Source organism: Enterobacter sp. R-1.6.2 (assembly GCF_035064085.1).
Lineage (GTDB): Bacteria > Pseudomonadota > Gammaproteobacteria > Enterobacterales > Enterobacteriaceae > Enterobacter > Enterobacter asburiae_B.
In genome coordinates this window covers 372673-389454 of the sequence record NZ_JASEYI010000002.1, presented here as the reverse complement: position 1 = coordinate 389454, position 16782 = coordinate 372673, and the positions used below count along the sequence as shown (strand labels likewise).

Genomic DNA, 16782 nt, shown 5'->3' with positions numbered 1-16782 from the left:
TCAGACGCCGGATAGATTCAAGCAAGCCAACTTGTCGTCAAAATCGGTGTTGCAAAAACGGGAGTGACCATAGATTCGTTTTCTTCTTCTAACAATCATTCTGTCGCCTGTAGCCTCTACCATAAACTTCCTTTCGTCCTCGTTTGTCGGGAGGGCCATCCCCGTCTCAGTGAAAATCCCACGCGTGAAGAGATTCTGAATGAAAACTTCACCGCCTACCTGAACGATGAAAACAGCTTCAAAGACTATCAGGAAAAGGCCGAAAACCTGTTAACCGAAAGAAATATCGTCTATCGCAGCGACTCTTTTATATCCCTTCTGTCGGTGATTGGTTCGTCCGACCTCATAGGATTAGTGCCCGCGCCGGCCTTCGAACAATATGGGCCAGCACTCAACCTGCGAAAAGTGGAAACTGACATTCAATTCCCCAGTATTGATATTTACATGATGTACAATCGTTCCGCGCTCAATAGCTCGGCATTCGCGAGTTTTATTGAAGAAATATCCTTACCGTGAGATATTGCTGTGGTTCTCGCACAAAATGGGAACCACACCGTTAAAACATACACCACCGTTATAGAATTACGCGGCATAACCGTTACATATCCAATTAATTATTGACTGATATAATCCTCTTATTAGTATTAACGCTACAGTCAGGTATTTATTCCTCAGGATGAGAATAAGCATGTCAATTTATAAATACCCTTTAAACCAGGATGTTCTTACCGCTGCCCGGGAGCGAATAAAATGGACGCTCGAAAACTTACCCAGAATCTGTGTTTCTTTTTCAGGAGGTAAAGACTCCACCGTCATGCTGCATCTGGTTGCCCGGCAGGCGCGACTGATGAACATCAAAATAGATTTGCTCTTTATCGACTGGGAAGCGCAATTTTCCCATACCATTATCCATGTGGAACATATGCGCGAGTTGTACAGCGATGTCATCGACCATTTCTGGTGGGTCGCGCTCCCCCTGACAACGCAAAATTCACTGTCGCAATTCCAGCCGGAATGGCAATGCTGGGAACCCGGCACACAATGGGTCCGCCAGCCTCCTGACGATGCGATAACCGATCCCGCTTTTTTTCCCTTCTACCAGCCAGGCATGACGTTTGAAACCTTTGTCCGCGGTTTCTCCGACTGGTTCTCTCGCAATCGCCCGGCGGCGGTACTGATTGGCATCCGCGCCGATGAGTCATACAACCGTTTTCTGGCTGTCGCGTCGGCGCGTAAACAGCGGTTTGCCGACGATAAACCCTGGACAACCGTCGCACCGGGAGGACATGCCTGGTATATCTACCCTCTCTACGACTGGAAAACCGCCGATATATGGACCTGGTTCGCCAAATCAGGGTGTTGCTATAACCCACTCTATGACCTGATGTTTCAGGCCGGCGTGCCGCTACGCTACATGCGGATTTGTGAACCCTTTGGTCCGGAACAGCGCCAGGGATTATGGCTCTACCACGTTGTTGAGCCCGATCGCTGGGCGGCCATGTGTGAGCGCGTGAGCGGTGCGCGCAGCGGGGGGATGTACGCCGGACACGATAACCATTTTTATGGTCACCGAAAAATTCTGAAACCCGAACACCTGTGCTGGCGCGAATATGCCATGCTGCTCCTCGACAGCATGCCGCAAAATACGGCAGAGCATTACCGCAATAAAATCGCCATTTATCTGCACTGGTATCAGAAGAGAGGCGCAGAGGATATTCCCGATACGCAGGACGGTGACATCGGTGCCAAAGATGTTCCCTCATGGCGCCGTATTTGTAAGGTTCTCCTGAATAACGACTACTGGTGCAGGGCGCTATCGTTCAGCCCAAATAAACCCAAACATTATCAGCGCTACAGCGACAGAGTGAAGGCGAAACGCAAGGAGTGGGGCATATTATGCGACAAAAACTAATCAACGAGATGGAAACGTACCTTCAGTCACTTCCCGAAGAGGAACGCATTAACGCCATAAATGCTTTTCGTGAAGCGATCCATAAACACAGTCCGTTTCGTGCGCAACCGATAGACTGCGTCCTCTGGATCAAACAGGACGCTATTACCGCTAACGACTACAACCCCAATAACGTTGCCCCGCCAGAAAAACGGCTGCTCAGTAAGTCGCTGGAACTCGATGGATTCACCCAACCTATCGTTGTGACAGAAAGTGAACCGCAACATTACGAAATTGTGGATGGTTTTCATCGCCATGAAATCGGTAAAAATCGGGCGGCACTGAAGCACCAGCTCAAGGGTTATCTTCCTGTCACCTTCCTGCGCCAGGACCGACAGGATAAACATGACCGTATGGCTGCCACTATTCGTCACAACCGGGCGCGGGGTCGACACCAGATTAACGCTATGTCGGAGATCGTTCGCGAGCTGGTGCAGCTTGGCTGGAATGACGAGAGAATAAGCAAGGAGCTGGGAATGGACAGCGATGAAGTCTTGCGCCTCAAGCAAATCAACGGTCTGCTGGAGCTGTTTGCAGACCGTCGTTACTCAGAAGCCTGGACGGTGAAATAATCAGAGCGTGTTCAGGCGCTCTGCCGCCGCCAGCAGCGTCGATTCCTGCTTCGCAAAGCAAAGACGAATCAGCTTATGCGGGAAGGGATCGGCGCAGAATACAGACAGCGGAATGGCGGCTACGCCCACCTCTTTCGTCAGCCACTGGCAGAAACTCACGTCGTCCAGATCCGATATCGCGCTGTAGTCGGCGAGCAGGAAATAGGTCCCTTCTGAGGGCAAAATTTCCAGACGACTTTTGCTGAGCGCCGTCACAAACAGATCCCGACGTTCACGATAGAAATGCGGCAGCTCGCGATAGTGCTCCGGCTCGGCGCGCAGCATATCCGCCAGCGCCAGCTGAGCCGGCGTGTTCACGGCAAAGGTCAGGTACTGGTGCACCTTGCGCAGCTCGGCGCTAATAGCCGCCGGTGCGACGCAGTAGCCCACTTTCCAGCCGGTCATATGGTAAGTCTTACCGAATGACGAGACGGCGATAGCACGCTCACGAAGCTGCGGATGGGCCAGCACGCTGGCGTGTCCTTCTTCTGCAAAGCAGATGTGCTCGTAGACTTCATCGCTCAGCACGTAAATTTCACGTTCCGCAATCGCCTGCCACAGCGCGGCGAAATCGGCCTTTTGCCACACCGTCGCCGACGGGTTGTGCGGGGTATTCAGGATCACCAGGCGGGTTTTGTCGCTCAGCAGCGCAGCAAACGCCTGCCAGTCAGGGCGAAAATGCGGCGGCTGGAGCGCCACGCGTTTCACCACGCCGCCGGAGAGTTCAACCGCAGGCGCATAGCTGTCGTAGCTCGGATCAAAGCAGATAACTTCATCGCCCGTACGCACCAGCGCGGTGATGGCCGCATAGAGCGCTTCGGTCGCCCCTGCCGTCACCGTAATATCGCTGTTCGCATCGGGCTTATGGCCGTACAGCTCCGCCGTTTTATCCGCAATGGCTTCCCGCAGCGCCTGCACGCCCGTCATCGGCGCATACTGATTCGCCCCCTGCGCCACGTGGTACGCCAGGCGCTCCTGCAGATAGGTCGGGCCGTCGAAATCCGGGAATCCCTGAGAAAGGTTAATGGCGTTGTGCTGCTGCGCCAGAGCGCTCATCTGCGTAAAGATGGTAGTACCGAGATTGGGAAGTTTACTCTTCGGAATCAATGCGTTATTGCTCATTGTGTCGTGCCTGCTTGTAATACTTATGTTGCTGCCACTATAACACGATGTTAGTCTTTGGCAATCAAGACGCTTAGACGTCTACACCCTAAATAATTCGAGTTGCAGGAAGGCGGCAAGGGAACGAATCCCCGGGAGCGTACATAAGTACGTGACTGGGGTGAGTGAGTGCAGCCAACGCACCTGCAACTTGAAGTATGACGGGTATAAACCATATGAATATTTCTGGCCGCGAGGGTAAAAGGAAATGACAGACAACCTGCAACTCACACATCTTGTCGACGCCTGCCGCTGGATTGGCGCCAAAGGCTGGGCACCCGCCACCGGCGGCAACATGTCGGTGCGCCAGGACGAGCGCCTCTGCTGGCTCAGCGAATCCGGCAAAGACAAAGGCAGCCTGACAACGGCGGATTTTCTGCAGGTTGAAATCGCCACCAACCGCGCGCCGTCTGGCCGCAGGCCGTCGGCGGAAACCGGTCTTCACACGCTGATTTATCGCCTGTTCCCGGAAGCCAACGCCGTCCTGCACGTTCATACCGTCAACGCCACGGTGCTGTCGCGTCTGGTCAAAGAAGCCGAGCTCAACATCAGCGGCTTTGAGATGCAAAAATCCCTCACCGGGCAGACCACGCATCTGGATACGGTGGCTATCCCGGTCTTCGATAACGACCAGGATATTGACGCCCTCGCCTCCCGAATCGCCCATTACGCACAGGAACGCCCGCTTAATTATGGTTTTCTTCTGCGCGGTCATGGCTTAACCTGCTGGGGACGCGACGTGGCCGAGGCCCGCCGTCATCTGGAAGGACTAGAATTCTTATTTGAATGCGAAATGCGTTTACGACAACTGGAGAGAGTATGATTCGCGCGATTGTGACGGATATTGAAGGGACCACCAGCGATATCCGTTTTGTCCATGACGTTTTGTTCCCCTACGCGCGTGAGCGGCTGGCGGCCTTCGTGACCGCGCAGCAGTACGCCGAGCCGGTCAAATCCATTCTGGACAACCTTCGTGATGAAATCGGTAACCCGCACGCCAGCGTCAGCGAGCTTATCGACGCCCTGTTTGCCTTTATGGATGAGGACCGCAAATCCACGGCGCTCAAAGCCCTGCAGGGGATCATCTGGCATGACGGCTACGTGAACGGCGACTTTACCGGCCACCTCTACCCGGACGTACTGCCTGCGCTGGAAAAGTGGAAAGCGCAAGGGATTGATCTCTATGTTTATTCCTCTGGCTCCGTCGCCGCGCAGAAACTGTTATTTGGCTACAGCGACGAAGGTGATATTACTCATCTGTTCAGCGGCTATTTTGATACCCACATCGGCGCCAAGCGCGAGGTGCAGTCCTATCAGAACATTGCGGCACAAACGGGCATCGCCCCGTCGCAGATCCTGTTCCTGTCCGATATTCATCAGGAGCTGGACGCGGCTGAACAGGCAGGTTTTCGCACACTGCAGCTGATTCGCGGTGATGATGACGGCGCAAGCCATCACCATCAGGTCCACCAGTTTGACGAGATTAATCCGGAGCAGATCCCTTCATGAGCGCATTGACCATTTATTCCGATAAAGACGCCAGTCAACACCAGTGGCACAGCACCGACGCCGCCGAGATCGCCCAGCAGCTCAATGCCAAAGGCGTGCGGTTTGAACGCTGGGCGGCGGATCGCGATTTAGGACACGATCCCGCACCTGAAGCCGTGATCGAGGCGTATCAGCATGCGATCGACAAGCTGGTGGCGGAGAAAGGCTATCAGAGCTGGGACGTGATCAGCCTGCGCGCCGACAACCCGCAGAAAGAGGCGCTGCGCGCGAAGTTCCTGAACGAACACACCCACGGCGAAGACGAAGTGCGCTTCTTCGTGGAAGGCGCGGGGCTGTTCTGCCTGCACATTGGCGATGAGGTGTATCAGGTGCTGTGCGAGAAAAACGACCTGATTTCCGTTCCCGCGGGCACGCCGCACTGGTTTGATATGGGCTTAGAGCCGAACTTTACGGCGATCCGCATTTTCGATAACCCGGAAGGCTGGGTGGCGCAGTTTACGGGCGATGCCATCGCGGATGCGTATCCACGGTTGGCATAGGTAAAAGCAAAACGGCAGCTAGAGCTGCCGTTTTTAGTGTTTGCTCCCTCTCCCTGTGGGAGAGGGTCGGGGTGAGGGCATCAGGCCGCTCGAGCTTCAACGCTCCAGTCCTTTCACATACCCCACCAGCTGATCCAGCACAATCCCCCACCCTTCGTGGAAGCCCATCTGCTCATGCTGCTCGCGGATTTCCTTCGTCGGATGACGCGCAATCGCCGTGTAGCGGGTCTTGCCCTCGCCCACATCTTCCAGCAGCAGGATCGCCGTCATAAACGGCTTTTCGGCCGGTTTCCAGCCTTCGGTATAGCCGTCGGTAAAGACCAGCTTTTTACCCGGGTCGATTTCAAGAAATACGCCCCGGTTATCCATCCGCTGACCGTCCACCTCAAACACGGTGTTGAACCGCCCGCCCACGCGGAGATCGAGATCGCATTCGGTCACCTTATGGGGAGCAGGAATGAAGAAGTTTTTGATGTGCTCCGGCGTGGTCCAGCACAGCCACAGCAGGTCGCGCGGTGCATCCACCACGCGCTCCAGTTTTAAGTCTGTTTCAGGATCGAGCGTCACGATATTGTCCTCTCAAGGGAACCCCTTAAAGGATAGCCGGACTCAGGCGAATTTCCCGTTTGCCACCGCTTCCGGCGTGACTACGCCCGTATCCAGCACCCAGCCGCTGATCAGCGCGGCAGGGGTAACGTCAAACGCCGGGTTATAGACCTGCGCGTTTTCCGGCGCCCACTGCACCGCGCCAAAGCTTCCGGCCACGCCCGTCACCTCGCTGGCGGCGCGCTGCTCAATCGGGATCGCGTCCCCGTTCGGGCAGTCCGGATCGAGGGTCGTTTGCGGGGCGGCAACGTAGAACGGAATGCCGTGGAACTTCGCCAGCACCGCCAGGGAATAGGTGCCGATCTTGTTCGCCACATCGCCGTTGGCGGCAATGCGGTCTGCGCCCACCCACACGGCGTCCACCAGCCCTTTTGCCATCAGGCTGGCGGCCATGGAATCGGTAATCAGCTGATACGGCACGCCCAGCTCGCCAAGCTCCCACGCGGTCAATCTGCCGCCCTGCAGCAGCGGACGGGTTTCATCCACCCAGACGTTGCTGACGTTACCCTCCTGATGCGCGCGGGCAATCACGCCCAGCGCGGTACCGACGCCCGCCGTTGCCAGCCCGCCGGTGTTGCAGTGGGTCAGCAGACGGCTTTCGGGCTTCACCAGCGCGCTGCCGGCTTTGGCGATCGCGTCGCAAAGACGTTTGTCTTCGTCAATCAGGCGCAGCGCTTCGGCCACCAGCGCCGGTACAAAATCTTCCTGCCACAGGGCGAGCTTCATGCGGTCAAGATTGTTCATGAGGTTCACCGCCGTCGGGCGGGAGGCGCGCAGGGTTTCCAGCGCCGCCGCCAGCTCGTCGCGGCTTTTGCCGTTTTCCGCCAGCAGCGCCAGCAGCAGGCTTGCAGAGAGACCAATTAGCGGCGCGCCGCGCACGCGCAGGGCGTGGATATGTCCGACCAGCGCCTCTACCGTCGAGGCATCCAGCCAGCGTTTCTCCTGCGGAAGCGCCTGCTGATCGAGAATAAAGAGCTGATTATCCGCCACCCGCAGGCTGGTCGTCTGTAATGTCTGCATGTCGTTAATTCCCTGTTGCGTTGTTGTAGCACATTGTGTCAGGATGAAATCCAGATGTATAGACGTCTACATGTCTTAATTAGAAAACTCGTGAGGAGCAGGCCATGTCGCAATACCGTACCTTTACCGCTCAGGACGCCGTGGAGTATGCCAGGCAGTTTGGCGGACTTGACGATCCTTCATCGCTGGTAGAGGCGCAGGAAGTAGGCGACGGCAACCTCAATCTGGTATTCAAAATTTTCGACGGCGCGGGCGTGAGCCGAATCGTCGTTAAGCAGGCGCTGCCCTACGTGCGCTGCGTCGGCGAATCCTGGCCGCTGACGCTGGACCGCGCCCGCCTTGAAGCGCAAACGCTGGTCGAGCACTACCAGCACAGCCCGCAGCACACCGTGAAAATCCACCACTTTGACCCGGAGCTGGCGGTGATGGTGATGGAAGACCTCTCCAGCCATCGCATCTGGCGCGGCGAGCTGATTAAAAACATTTACTACCCGCAGGCGGCCCGTCAGCTGGGCGAATACCTCGCCCACGCGCTGTTCCACACCAGCGATTTCTACCTGCACCCGCACGCGAAAAAAGCGCAGGTGGCGAAATTCATCAACCCGGAGATGTGCGAGATCACCGAAGATCTGTTCTTCAACGATCCGTACCAGATCCACGAACGCAACAGCTACCCGGCCGAGCTGGAAAATGACGTCGCGGCCCTGCGCGACGACGCTCAGCTTAAAATTGCCGTAGCTTCCCTGAAGCACCGCTTCTTCTCGCACGCCGAAGCGCTCCTGCACGGCGATATTCACAGCGGCTCGATTTTTGTGGCTGACGGCAGCCTGAAGGCCATCGACGCCGAGTTCGGCTACTTTGGCCCGATTGGCTTTGACGTCGGTACCGCCATCGGCAACCTGCTGCTGAACTTCTGCGGCCTGCCGGGGCATCTGGGCATTCGCGATGCCGCCGCCGCGCGCGAGCAGCGCCTGACCGATATTCAGGAGCTGTGGAACACCTTCGCGGAACGCTTCCAGGCGCTGGCAAACGAGAAAACGCGCGACGCCGCGCTCGGCGCGCCGGGCTATGCCTCCGCGTTCCTGAAAAAGGTCTGGCATGACGCCATCGGCTTCTGCGGCACCGAGCTCATTCGCCGCAGCGTCGGGCTTTCCCACGTAGCGGATATCGACACCATCCAGGACGAGGCGATGCGCCACGAGTGCCTGCGCCACGCGATAACGCTCGGTAAAGCGCTGATAGTCATTGCCGACCGCATCGACAGCGCCGAAGATCTGGTGGCACGGGTGCGACAGTACAGCTGATTACATTTGGTTTTCTCCCTCTCCCTGTGGGAGAGGGCCGGGATGAGGGCATCAAACCGCACTCATCCCAGATACTCAATCACCGACAGCCCGCCGTTATAATCCGTGCTGTAAATTATCCCCTGCGCATCCACAAACACGTCGCACGACTGGATCACCTGCGGGCGATTTGGCCTCGTGTCCATCATTCTCTCCGGCGCGGCGGGCACCAGCGCACCGGTTTCCACCGGTCGATACGGATTGGAAATGTCATATGCGCGCACGCCCGCGTTCTGATAGGTCGCAAAAATCAGCGTCGAGCTGACAAAGCTCCCCGGCCGGTTCTCGTGCAGGTTATGCGGGCCAAAATGCGCCCCTTTCGCCACGTAGTCGGTTTCATCCGGCTGCGGGAAGGTCGAGATGCTCACCGGGTTCGACGGCTCGCGGATATCAAACAGCCAGATCAGCTTTTCGCCGTCCTCCTGGTTATCCAGCACCGCTTCGTCCAGCACCACCAGCAAATCGCGGTCCGGCAGCGGCAGCGCGGTGTGCGTCCCGCCGCCAAACGGCGGGCTCCAGTTGCGGTGGCTAATCAGCTTCGGCCGGGTGCGGTCCTTCACGTCCAGCAGCGTCAGGCCGCCGTCGCGCCAGCTGCCGTAGGCGGTATCGCCCGCGATAATCGCGTGATGCAGCGCGTAGCGTTTCCCTTCCGGCCAGTTCGGCTTCTCCCCTTCGGCCTGGTTCATCCCCGGCAGCCACCAGCGCCCCGCCACTTCAGGCTTACGCGGATCGGCCAGATCGATGGTCAGGAAAATGTAGTCGGTAAAGCCGTCGATCAGCGCTGACACATACGCCCAGCGGCCGCCGACGTACCAGATGCGGTGGATGCCGATGCCGCTCAGCGACAGAAAGCCGATTTCGCGCGGCCTGTCGGGCGTGGAGATATCAAACACCCGCAGCCCGGCGCTCCAGCCTTTGTCCTGCACGTCGCTGACGGTCTCCCCCACCTGGCGGGTGTAGTAGACCTTCTCGTCGGCAAAGCGAGCATCGGCAAACAGATCCCGGGCGTTAATCACCAGCAGCAGGTCGTCATGCGCCTGCAGATGCACGTTCCAGGTGCCGGGCGGCGCGGGCACGTAGCCCGCCGCTTTCGGGTTTTTCGGGTCGCGCACGTCGACAATCGAAAATCCCTGCGACACCATATGGCCGATATAGGCGAAACCGCGATGCACCATCAGCTGCACGCCGTCCGGGCGACCGCCCTGATCGCTATGGCCAATCAGCCGCATATTGCGGCTGTATTCTGGAAGGGGTACTTGCGTCACCGTTAGCTCCTTTGGGTTTTCCCCCTCTCCCTGTGGGAGAGGGCCGGGGTGAGGGCATCAGGCCGCACCTGACGCCACCCGGCCTGGTTTTATTTATTCTTCGCTTCCAGCGTCGCAAACCACGGCGCGATAAAATCTTCCGTCTGGCCCCAGCCCGGAATGATTTTCCCCAGCGACGCCACGTTCACCGGGCCCGGCTGAGCGGTCAGCAGCGCCTGAGGAATGGCCGCCGCTTTGAAATCGTAGGTCGCAGGCGTGGCTTCCCCGGCAATCTTGTTCGCCACCAGACGCACGTTCGTCGCGCCAATCAGCTTCGGATCCACCGCCACGCTCACCTTCCACGCGCTGCCCGGCTCGCGCATCAGCTGCAGATCCTGGTTAGAGATGTCGATGCTGTAGAGCTTAATCTCGGTGCGGCCGTTCTCTTTCAGCGCCTTATACGCGCCCTGGCTGAAGGCGTCCCAGGTTCCCCAGATGGCGTCGATTTTGCCTTTCGGGTATTTCGCCAGGATCGCACCCACCTTGTTGGCGGTATCGCCCTGCACGTCAGAGGACACGGCGCCGATAGACTCCAGCTCTTTGATGTCCGGATACTGCTTTTGCAGCTCTTTATAGGCCGCCTGACGACGCTCCATCGGCGGGAAGCCCGCCACCCACAGCTTGACGATATTGGCCTTGCCGTTAAAATCTTTCGCCAGCTGGCCGAAGGAGAGGTTCGTCAGGGAGGCATCGTCCTGCTGGGTGACGGTCACGCCCGGGATCTCGCCGTTAACCGCCGTATCAAAGACGGAGACTTTGATCCCGGCATCCACCGCTTTCTTCACCAGCGCGGTGGAGTACGGATCGCGCCCCTGAGAGAGAATAATCCCGTCGTACTTCTGGCTGATGGCCTGGTTCACAAAGTCCTGGAATTTGGCGTCGTCCCCGTTGCTTAAAAAGGTGCTGACCTTAAAGCCGAGCTTTTTCCCTTCCTGAATTGCGCCAGCAATAAACTGCGTGGTGTTGTCATCTGAGCCGAGGTTACGGATCACCGCGATGCGGATCGGGCCGTCATGGTTCGCAATGGCTGCCGGAAGCGGCGCGGGCGTGGCCGCGAAGCCTGGCAGAGCCGTGAGCAACCCAAGTGCCACCAAAGAGAGTGCAATCTTTTTCATTTTTTTATCCCGTTGTGTTGTCAGCGTTTTTGTATGTAGGTAATCGCCAGCGCTACCGCGAGCACCAGCCCTTTTATAATGTCCATGGCGTAATACGGCACGGAGAGCATCACCAGCCCGTTCGACAGCACGCCGAGAATGACCGCCCCAACCAGGGTTCCCAGCGCGTTCGGCTTGCCGGATCCGGCCAGCGAGAAGCCAATCCACGCCGCCGCCACCGCATCCATCAGGTATCCGCCGCCCGCATTCACCTGCGACGAGCCGATGCGTGAAGCCAGCAAAATCCCGCCCAGACCCGCCAGCAGCGAGGCAATCACGTAGGCCGCCACCTTGTAGCGCGTGGTGCGAATGCCGGAGAGGCGCGCCGCTTCGGGGTTACCGCCGATGGCGTACATGCGTCGGCCATGCGTAGTGAGCGACAGGCCCAGCTGCGCCAGCACGGTCACCACCAGCATGACGATCACGATGGTCGGCACCTGCCCCAGCAGGCTGAACGCCGCCGGAATGGTCCCTTCCGCCATGTCGCCGCTCGGCAGCACCATGTTCTCGGTAATCGACCCGCCGTAGCTGTAGGTCATCGCCACGCCCTGGATCACAAACAGGCTGGCAAGCGTCGCCAGCATGTCCGGAATGCGCAGGATGACGATCAGGAATGCGTTAAACAGACCCACCAGCGTGCAGAGCGCGAGGGTGATCAGAATCGACTCGGTGGTGCCAAAGCCGTGCCAGACGAAAAGGGAAATCACCAGCGCGTTCGCCAGCGAGGCGGTGGATCCCACGGAGAGATCGAACCCGCCGATGGTCAACGAGATCGACACGCCAATGGCAATCACCGTCACGATGGCAATCGAGCGCAGAATATTGATGATGTTGTTCGGATCGAGGAAGCTGTCCGACGCCAGGCCAAAGACGGCCACCAGCGCGACGACGGTTAACAGCATGCCCCACCTGTAGAGAAAATCGAAAATCTGCTGGCGGCCAGACGCCGCCGCGTTCACTGAAAGGGCCTTGCTCACGACGCCGTTCCTCCGGTTGAATAATAAAGTAGTGTTTCTTCGCGGGCCTCGGCCCCGGCGATTTCCGCCACGATGCGTCCGTCCCACAGGACGCAGATGCGGTCGCATAGCCCGACCAGCTCGGAAAACTCGCCCGAGGCGTAAATCACCCCTTTGCCCTCGCGCGCCAGGCCGTCAATCAGCTGGAACAGATCGGTTTTGGCCTTCACGTCCACGCCTTTGGTCGGCTCGTCGAATATCAGCACGCTGGCGTCATTGCGCAGCCATTTACCGATGGCGACCTTCTGCTGGTTGCCGCCGGAGAGACGGCGCAGCACCTGCCCCGGCCCACGCGCGCGCACGCCGACGCGGGCGATGACCTCTTCCGCCCAGCGCCACGCCTGACGATGGCCAAACAGGCTCCAGCGCGAAAAGCTGTTATCGGCGCACACGGCAAGGTTCATGCTCACCGGCTCGTCGATAAAAATACCCTCTTTCCGCCGCTCCTCCGGCACCAGCGCCAGACCGCGCAGCACGGAGTCGGCCGGGTCGCGCGGCTGCCAGGATTGATGATTCAGCTCACCGCGCGCCACGCGGCTCTTGGTGGCGCCAAAAAGCGCCTTGCAGAGTTCGGTTTTCCCCGCCCCCGCCAGCCCGGCAATCCCGAGAATTTCGCCTTTGCGCAGGTGCAGGGAGATATCTTTCAGCAGCGCGTCGTCGTGAAGCCCCTCAACGCGTAACAGCGTTTCGTCGCCGTGCGGCGGCCGCGCGGGCGGATAGATATCGCTCAGCACGTGGCCGAGCATCTTCTCGACGATCGCTTCGCCGCTAAGATCGGCCATCGGGCCGGACTCGATCAGCTTGCCGTCGCGCAGCACCGTCAGGGTGTCGCAGATGGCCTTCAGCTCGTGAATGCGGTGAGAGATAAACACCACGCCGATGCCCTGCTGCTTTAAACGTCTCACTACCGCAAACAGGCGCTCGCTCTCGTGCGCGTCCAGCGGCGCGGTGGGTTCATCAAGAATCAAAAAACGGCAGTGATGGGACAGCGCCCGCGCCAGCAAAATCTGCTGCTTTTCGGCCAGCGAACAGCCGTCGATGGAACGGCGAACGTCCAGCGTCACGTCGAGCTGCGCCAGCGCCTGTCTCGCCTGCTGGCGGATCGCGCGCCAGCTGAAGCGATGCCCCGGCAGCGCCAGCTGGTCGAGCATGATGTTTTCGGCAATGCTTAACCCCGGGATCAGCGCCACGTCCACTTCCTGCTGCACAAGGTGGATCCCCAGCCGTTTGGCATCGAGCGGTTCGCGGATGCTCACCGGCTGGTTGTTGATGCTGATCTCGCCCTCATAGTGGTCGTGCGTCCCGCACAGCACCGCCATCAGGGTCGATTTTCCCGCGCCGTTGGCACCGGTCAGCGCGTGTACGGATCCGCCGGTTAAGGTGAAATTCACGCGCGACAGCGCCTGAAAGCCGGAAAAGGCCAGGCTGATACCGCGCATCTCAAGGCGACTGGAAACCATCCGCGTAAATCCTTCATTACTCTTCTGATTTATCGAATTTTTCACAGCTCTGGTTGACTGACAACGACGGAAAAGGCATAAGTTAAAGCGAAATATTATTAGCCATCCGGATGTCCAGACATAACATCGGGTTAGCGCTTCCGCAAAAAGGACACCATCATGAGCAACACCGATATCCGCGTCGTGCCTGGCCCGGCGAACTACTTCTCTCATCCCGGAAGCCTTGCGCAGCTGGATAACTTCTTTACCCCGGAACAGCTTTCCCGCGCGGTGTGGATTTACGGCGAGCGCGCTATCGAAGGCGCGCGCCCTTTCCTGCCGGCGAGCTTTAACGCGCCGGGAGCGAAACGCCTGCTGTTTAAAGGCCACTGCAGCGAGCGCGACGTCACCCATCTGGTGAATGAATCCGGCAGCGACGCCAGCGTGGTGATTGGCGTCGGCGGCGGCGCGGTGATGGATACCGTCAAGGCCGTGGCGCGCCGCTTAGGGGTGCCGTTTGTGGGCATCCCCACCATTGCCGCCACCTGCGCGGCGTGGACCCCGCTCTCCGTCTGGTACAACGATGCCGGTCAGGCGCTGCATTTTGAGATCTTCGACGACGCCAACTTCCTGGTGCTGGTGGAGCCGCAGATCGTCCTTAACGCCCCGGCGGAGTACCTGCTGGCGGGCATCGGCGATACGCTGGCGAAGTGGTACGAAGCGGTGGTATTGGCACCAGAGCCGGAGAACCTGCCGCTGACCGTGCGGCTGGGCATTAACGGCGCGCTGGCGATCCGCGACGTGCTGCTGGCGCGCAGCGAAGAGGCGCTGGCCGACCAGCAGCGCGGCGAACAGACGCAGGCGTTCCGGGACGTGGTCGATGCAATCATCGCCGGCGGCGGGATGGTCGGCGGCCTGGGCGAACGCTATACGCGCGTGGCGGCGGCGCATGCGGTACACAACGGCTTAACCGTGCTGCCGCAGACGGAGAAATACCTGCACGGCACCAAGGTGGCCTACGGCATTCTGGCGCAGAGCGCCCTGCTCGGCCAGGACGACGTGCTGGCGCAGCTGGTCGCGGCGTACCAGCGTTTTAACCTGCCGACCACGCTTCGCGAGCTGGACGTCGACATCACTAACCGCGACGAGCTGGATCGGGTCATCGCCCACACCCTGCGCCCGGTGGAGTCGATTCACTATTTACCTGTTACGTTAACGCCTGACGTTCTGCGCGCCGCGTTTGAGAAAGTGGAATCCTTCAGCCATTGATCGCGCCGACAGGCTATACCTAATGATGATTCTTACCACTCTCGTAACGAGGTCATCATGCAGATCGATTTAACAGGTAAAAAGGCGCTGGTTACCGGTGCCAGCCGCGGATTGGGTCGTGCGATTGCCCTGTCGCTGGCGCGCGCCGGTGCGGATGTGATTATTACGTATGAAAAATCTGCCGATAAAGCCCAGGCGGTCGCCGATGAGATTAAGGCGCTGGGACGACACAGCGAAGCCGTACAGGCCGACAGCGCCAGCGCGCAGGCGATTCAGGATGCCGTCACCCATGCGGCGCGTTCTCTTGGCGGGCTGGACATTCTGGTCAACAACGCCGGGATCGCGCGCGGCGGCCCGCTGGAGTCCATGACGCTGGCGGACATTGACGCCCTTATCAACGTCAACATCCGCGGCGTGGTGATCGCCATTCAGGAAGCGCTGGTGCACATGTCCGACGGCGGGCGCATTATCAACATCGGCAGCTGTCTGGCAAACCGCGTGGCGCAGCCGGGCATTGCCGTTTACTCGATGACCAAATCGGCGCTGAATTCCCTCACCCGCGGGCTGGCTCGTGATTTAGGGCCTCGCGGCATTACCGTTAACCTGGTACATCCCGGGCCCACCAACAGCGATATGAACCCGGAAGACGGGGAACAGGCTGACTCTCAGCGTCAGCTTATTGCTTTGGGTCATTACGGTCAGCCTGAAGACGTCGCGGCGGCGGTCACGTTTCTTGCCAGCCCGGCGGCCGGGCAGATCTCCGGCACCGGCCTGGATGTGGACGGCGGTTTGAACGCCTGATCGCAATCTCCCTGCAAGCCTCTGTCGCCCGGCAGAGGCGTTTCCGAGCATCCTCGACGGTTCGCGTTTTGCCGCTTTCTCCGGTTATTTCCCCGCTCTACAGTACCCCATTAGAAATTCGGAATTTATCTAATAGCCTTATTATTTCCTTATACTTTGTGTGGGCGTACAGTGGAGGTACGGATGAAGATTGTCTGGTCAAAGAATGCAAAGAAAGAGTTTTCCAAAATCGATGGCCGATATCAGCGAAGAATCAAAGCAAAACTTGCTGAGCTGGACGATCGCTCAGCTCCCCGGCCCGATATCAAAAAAATATCGGCAACAGAAAATCATTTCCGGCTACGCGTTGGCGATTACCGCATTCTGATTACACTTCGGGGCGATCCCGATAACCATTGTTATGTTTTGGCCGTCAAGCGCAGAACTTCAACGACCTACCTTCACGAGGAGAAAGCCCCCTATGGCTGTTCAGCTAATTAAGGACAATGACGGAAAAGCGCAGTACGCCGTAATTCCCTATGATGAATACTTTCGTATGTGCTTACAGATGGCAGAAATCGACGACGAAACCGATGATGATCTAGAGGATATTGAAGTCGAACACGATTGTTATGATGACGTAGGATTACCTGGTGAAGTGTGCGACGTCATGCATAACGAGAACGTCAGCCTGCAGGCCGCGTGGCGTATCCTGCGCGGCATGTCCCAGCAGGAGGTGGCTGAGAAACTCGGCATCACCCAGTCCGCCGTGTCACAGCTGGAAGCGCTGGACTCCCGTCCGCAAAAGCGCACCCGCGAAAAGCTGGCTGCTATCTACGGCTGCAAGCAGGAACAGATAAGCCTCTATCTACCGAAAGAGGGTTAACAGCACTTCGCCCCGCCCTTGCCGCCGTAGCGGGCGTCCTGGCGGTCGCGGAAAAATTCTTCATAGGTCATTGGCGTCTGGTCCGGATGGTTGACGCGCATGTGCTCGACGTAGTTGTCGTAGTCCGGCACGCCAATCATCATTTTGGCGGCCTGGCCCAGGTACTTACCTGCTTTGGAAAGGGTGTCGAACAT

The 16782-nt window shown here is 58.5% G+C and carries 19 protein-coding genes; 11 read left to right on the top strand and 8 right to left on the bottom strand.

Annotation, left to right across the window (positions count from 1 at the left end):
* Positions 1–63 precede the first annotated feature (63 nt).
* From QMN93_RS03750 to QMN93_RS03740, 3 genes are all read left to right on the top strand, one after another.
* Positions 64–516, top strand: a complete 453-nt coding sequence (locus tag QMN93_RS03750; RefSeq protein WP_249421936.1) for a LysR substrate-binding domain-containing protein — start codon at positions 64–66, stop codon at positions 514–516.
* Positions 517–688: 172 nt separating this feature from the next.
* Entirely contained in the window at positions 689–1912 is a 1224-nt protein-coding gene (locus QMN93_RS03745) for a phosphoadenosine phosphosulfate reductase (protein WP_182383174.1), read from the top strand.
* Positions 1897–2523, top strand: coding sequence for a ParB/RepB/Spo0J family partition protein (locus QMN93_RS03740; RefSeq protein WP_069303808.1), 627 nt, complete (start codon positions 1897–1899; stop codon positions 2521–2523). The genes QMN93_RS03745 and QMN93_RS03740 overlap by 16 nt, the downstream gene beginning before the upstream one ends.
* On the opposite strand, the gene QMN93_RS03735 is transcribed toward QMN93_RS03740, so the two are convergent.
* On the bottom strand, positions 2524–3684 hold the full coding sequence (locus QMN93_RS03735) for a pyridoxal phosphate-dependent aminotransferase (protein ID WP_193138908.1): 1161 nt from the start codon (positions 3682–3684) through the stop codon (positions 2524–2526).
* Between the two features lie 247 nt (positions 3685–3931).
* Here QMN93_RS03735 and QMN93_RS03730 point away from each other — a divergent pair, with 247 nt between their 5' ends.
* Genes QMN93_RS03730 through QMN93_RS03720 form a run of 3 tightly spaced genes read left to right on the top strand, consistent with a single transcriptional unit; the run spans position 3932 to position 5771 of the window.
* The gene (locus tag QMN93_RS03730) at positions 3932–4546 is read left to right on the top strand and encodes a methylthioribulose 1-phosphate dehydratase (RefSeq protein WP_033144913.1); all 615 of its coding nucleotides are present in this window, start codon (positions 3932–3934) and stop codon (positions 4544–4546) included.
* Positions 4543–5232 (top strand): acireductone synthase, encoded by a 690-nt coding sequence (gene mtnC, locus QMN93_RS03725; RefSeq protein WP_033144912.1) that lies wholly within the window; start codon positions 4543–4545, stop codon positions 5230–5232. Before QMN93_RS03730 ends, mtnC begins: the two co-directional genes overlap by 4 nt.
* The gene (locus tag QMN93_RS03720) at positions 5229–5771 is read left to right on the top strand and encodes an acireductone dioxygenase (RefSeq protein WP_182383172.1); all 543 of its coding nucleotides are present in this window, start codon (positions 5229–5231) and stop codon (positions 5769–5771) included. Before mtnC ends, QMN93_RS03720 begins: the two co-directional genes overlap by 4 nt.
* A gap of 96 nt (positions 5772–5867) precedes the next feature.
* On the opposite strand, the gene QMN93_RS03715 is transcribed toward QMN93_RS03720, so the two are convergent.
* Positions 5868–6338, bottom strand: a complete 471-nt coding sequence (locus tag QMN93_RS03715) for an SRPBCC family protein (protein ID WP_032641748.1) — start codon at positions 6336–6338, stop codon at positions 5868–5870.
* A gap of 42 nt (positions 6339–6380) precedes the next feature.
* Positions 6381–7397, bottom strand: coding sequence for an S-methyl-5-thioribose-1-phosphate isomerase (gene mtnA / locus QMN93_RS03710; protein WP_182383171.1), 1017 nt, complete (start codon positions 7395–7397; stop codon positions 6381–6383).
* Positions 7398–7501: 104 nt separating this feature from the next.
* Here mtnA and mtnK point away from each other — a divergent pair, with 104 nt between their 5' ends.
* Entirely contained in the window at positions 7502–8701 is a 1200-nt protein-coding gene (mtnK, locus tag QMN93_RS03705; protein WP_033144908.1) for an S-methyl-5-thioribose kinase, read from the top strand.
* A gap of 62 nt (positions 8702–8763) precedes the next feature.
* Here the strand turns inward: mtnK and QMN93_RS03700 are convergent, their stop codons facing one another.
* The 4 genes from QMN93_RS03700 to QMN93_RS03685 form a co-directional block, all read right to left on the bottom strand.
* Positions 8764–10005 (bottom strand): LVIVD repeat-containing protein, encoded by a 1242-nt coding sequence (locus QMN93_RS03700; protein ID WP_033144907.1) that lies wholly within the window; start codon positions 10003–10005, stop codon positions 8764–8766.
* Positions 10006–10094: 89 nt separating this feature from the next.
* The gene (locus QMN93_RS03695; RefSeq protein ID WP_023310718.1) at positions 10095–11159 is read right to left on the bottom strand and encodes a sugar ABC transporter substrate-binding protein; all 1065 of its coding nucleotides are present in this window, start codon (positions 11157–11159) and stop codon (positions 10095–10097) included.
* A 20-nt stretch (positions 11160–11179) separates the two neighbouring features.
* Complete coding sequence (locus QMN93_RS03690) at positions 11180–12175, bottom strand: ABC transporter permease (RefSeq protein WP_023334863.1); 996 nt, start codon at positions 12173–12175, stop codon at positions 11180–11182.
* Complete coding sequence (locus QMN93_RS03685; protein ID WP_193138907.1) at positions 12172–13674, bottom strand: sugar ABC transporter ATP-binding protein; 1503 nt, start codon at positions 13672–13674, stop codon at positions 12172–12174. Before QMN93_RS03685 ends, QMN93_RS03690 begins: the two co-directional genes overlap by 4 nt.
* 159 nt (positions 13675–13833) lie before the next feature.
* Here QMN93_RS03685 and QMN93_RS03680 point away from each other — a divergent pair, with 159 nt between their 5' ends.
* The 4 genes from QMN93_RS03680 to QMN93_RS03665 all read left to right on the top strand — a co-directional run bounded on the left by QMN93_RS03680 (position 13834) and on the right by QMN93_RS03665 (position 16588).
* A complete protein-coding gene (locus QMN93_RS03680; protein WP_193138906.1) occupies positions 13834–14922 on the top strand; it encodes an oxidoreductase in 1089 nt (362 codons plus the stop codon).
* Positions 14923–14979: 57 nt separating this feature from the next.
* A complete protein-coding gene (locus tag QMN93_RS03675; RefSeq protein ID WP_032661029.1) occupies positions 14980–15723 on the top strand; it encodes an SDR family NAD(P)-dependent oxidoreductase in 744 nt (247 codons plus the stop codon).
* Positions 15724–15906: 183 nt separating this feature from the next.
* On the top strand, positions 15907–16203 hold the full coding sequence (locus QMN93_RS03670) for a type II toxin-antitoxin system RelE/ParE family toxin (protein WP_047061325.1): 297 nt from the start codon (positions 15907–15909) through the stop codon (positions 16201–16203).
* Entirely contained in the window at positions 16184–16588 is a 405-nt protein-coding gene (locus QMN93_RS03665) for a helix-turn-helix domain-containing protein (protein WP_047061324.1), read from the top strand. Before QMN93_RS03670 ends, QMN93_RS03665 begins: the two co-directional genes overlap by 20 nt.
* On the opposite strand, the gene QMN93_RS03660 is transcribed toward QMN93_RS03665, so the two are convergent.
* A complete protein-coding gene (locus QMN93_RS03660) occupies positions 16585–16782 on the bottom strand; it encodes a YbdD/YjiX family protein (RefSeq protein WP_006809671.1) in 198 nt (65 codons plus the stop codon). The genes QMN93_RS03665 and QMN93_RS03660 overlap by 4 nt on opposite strands.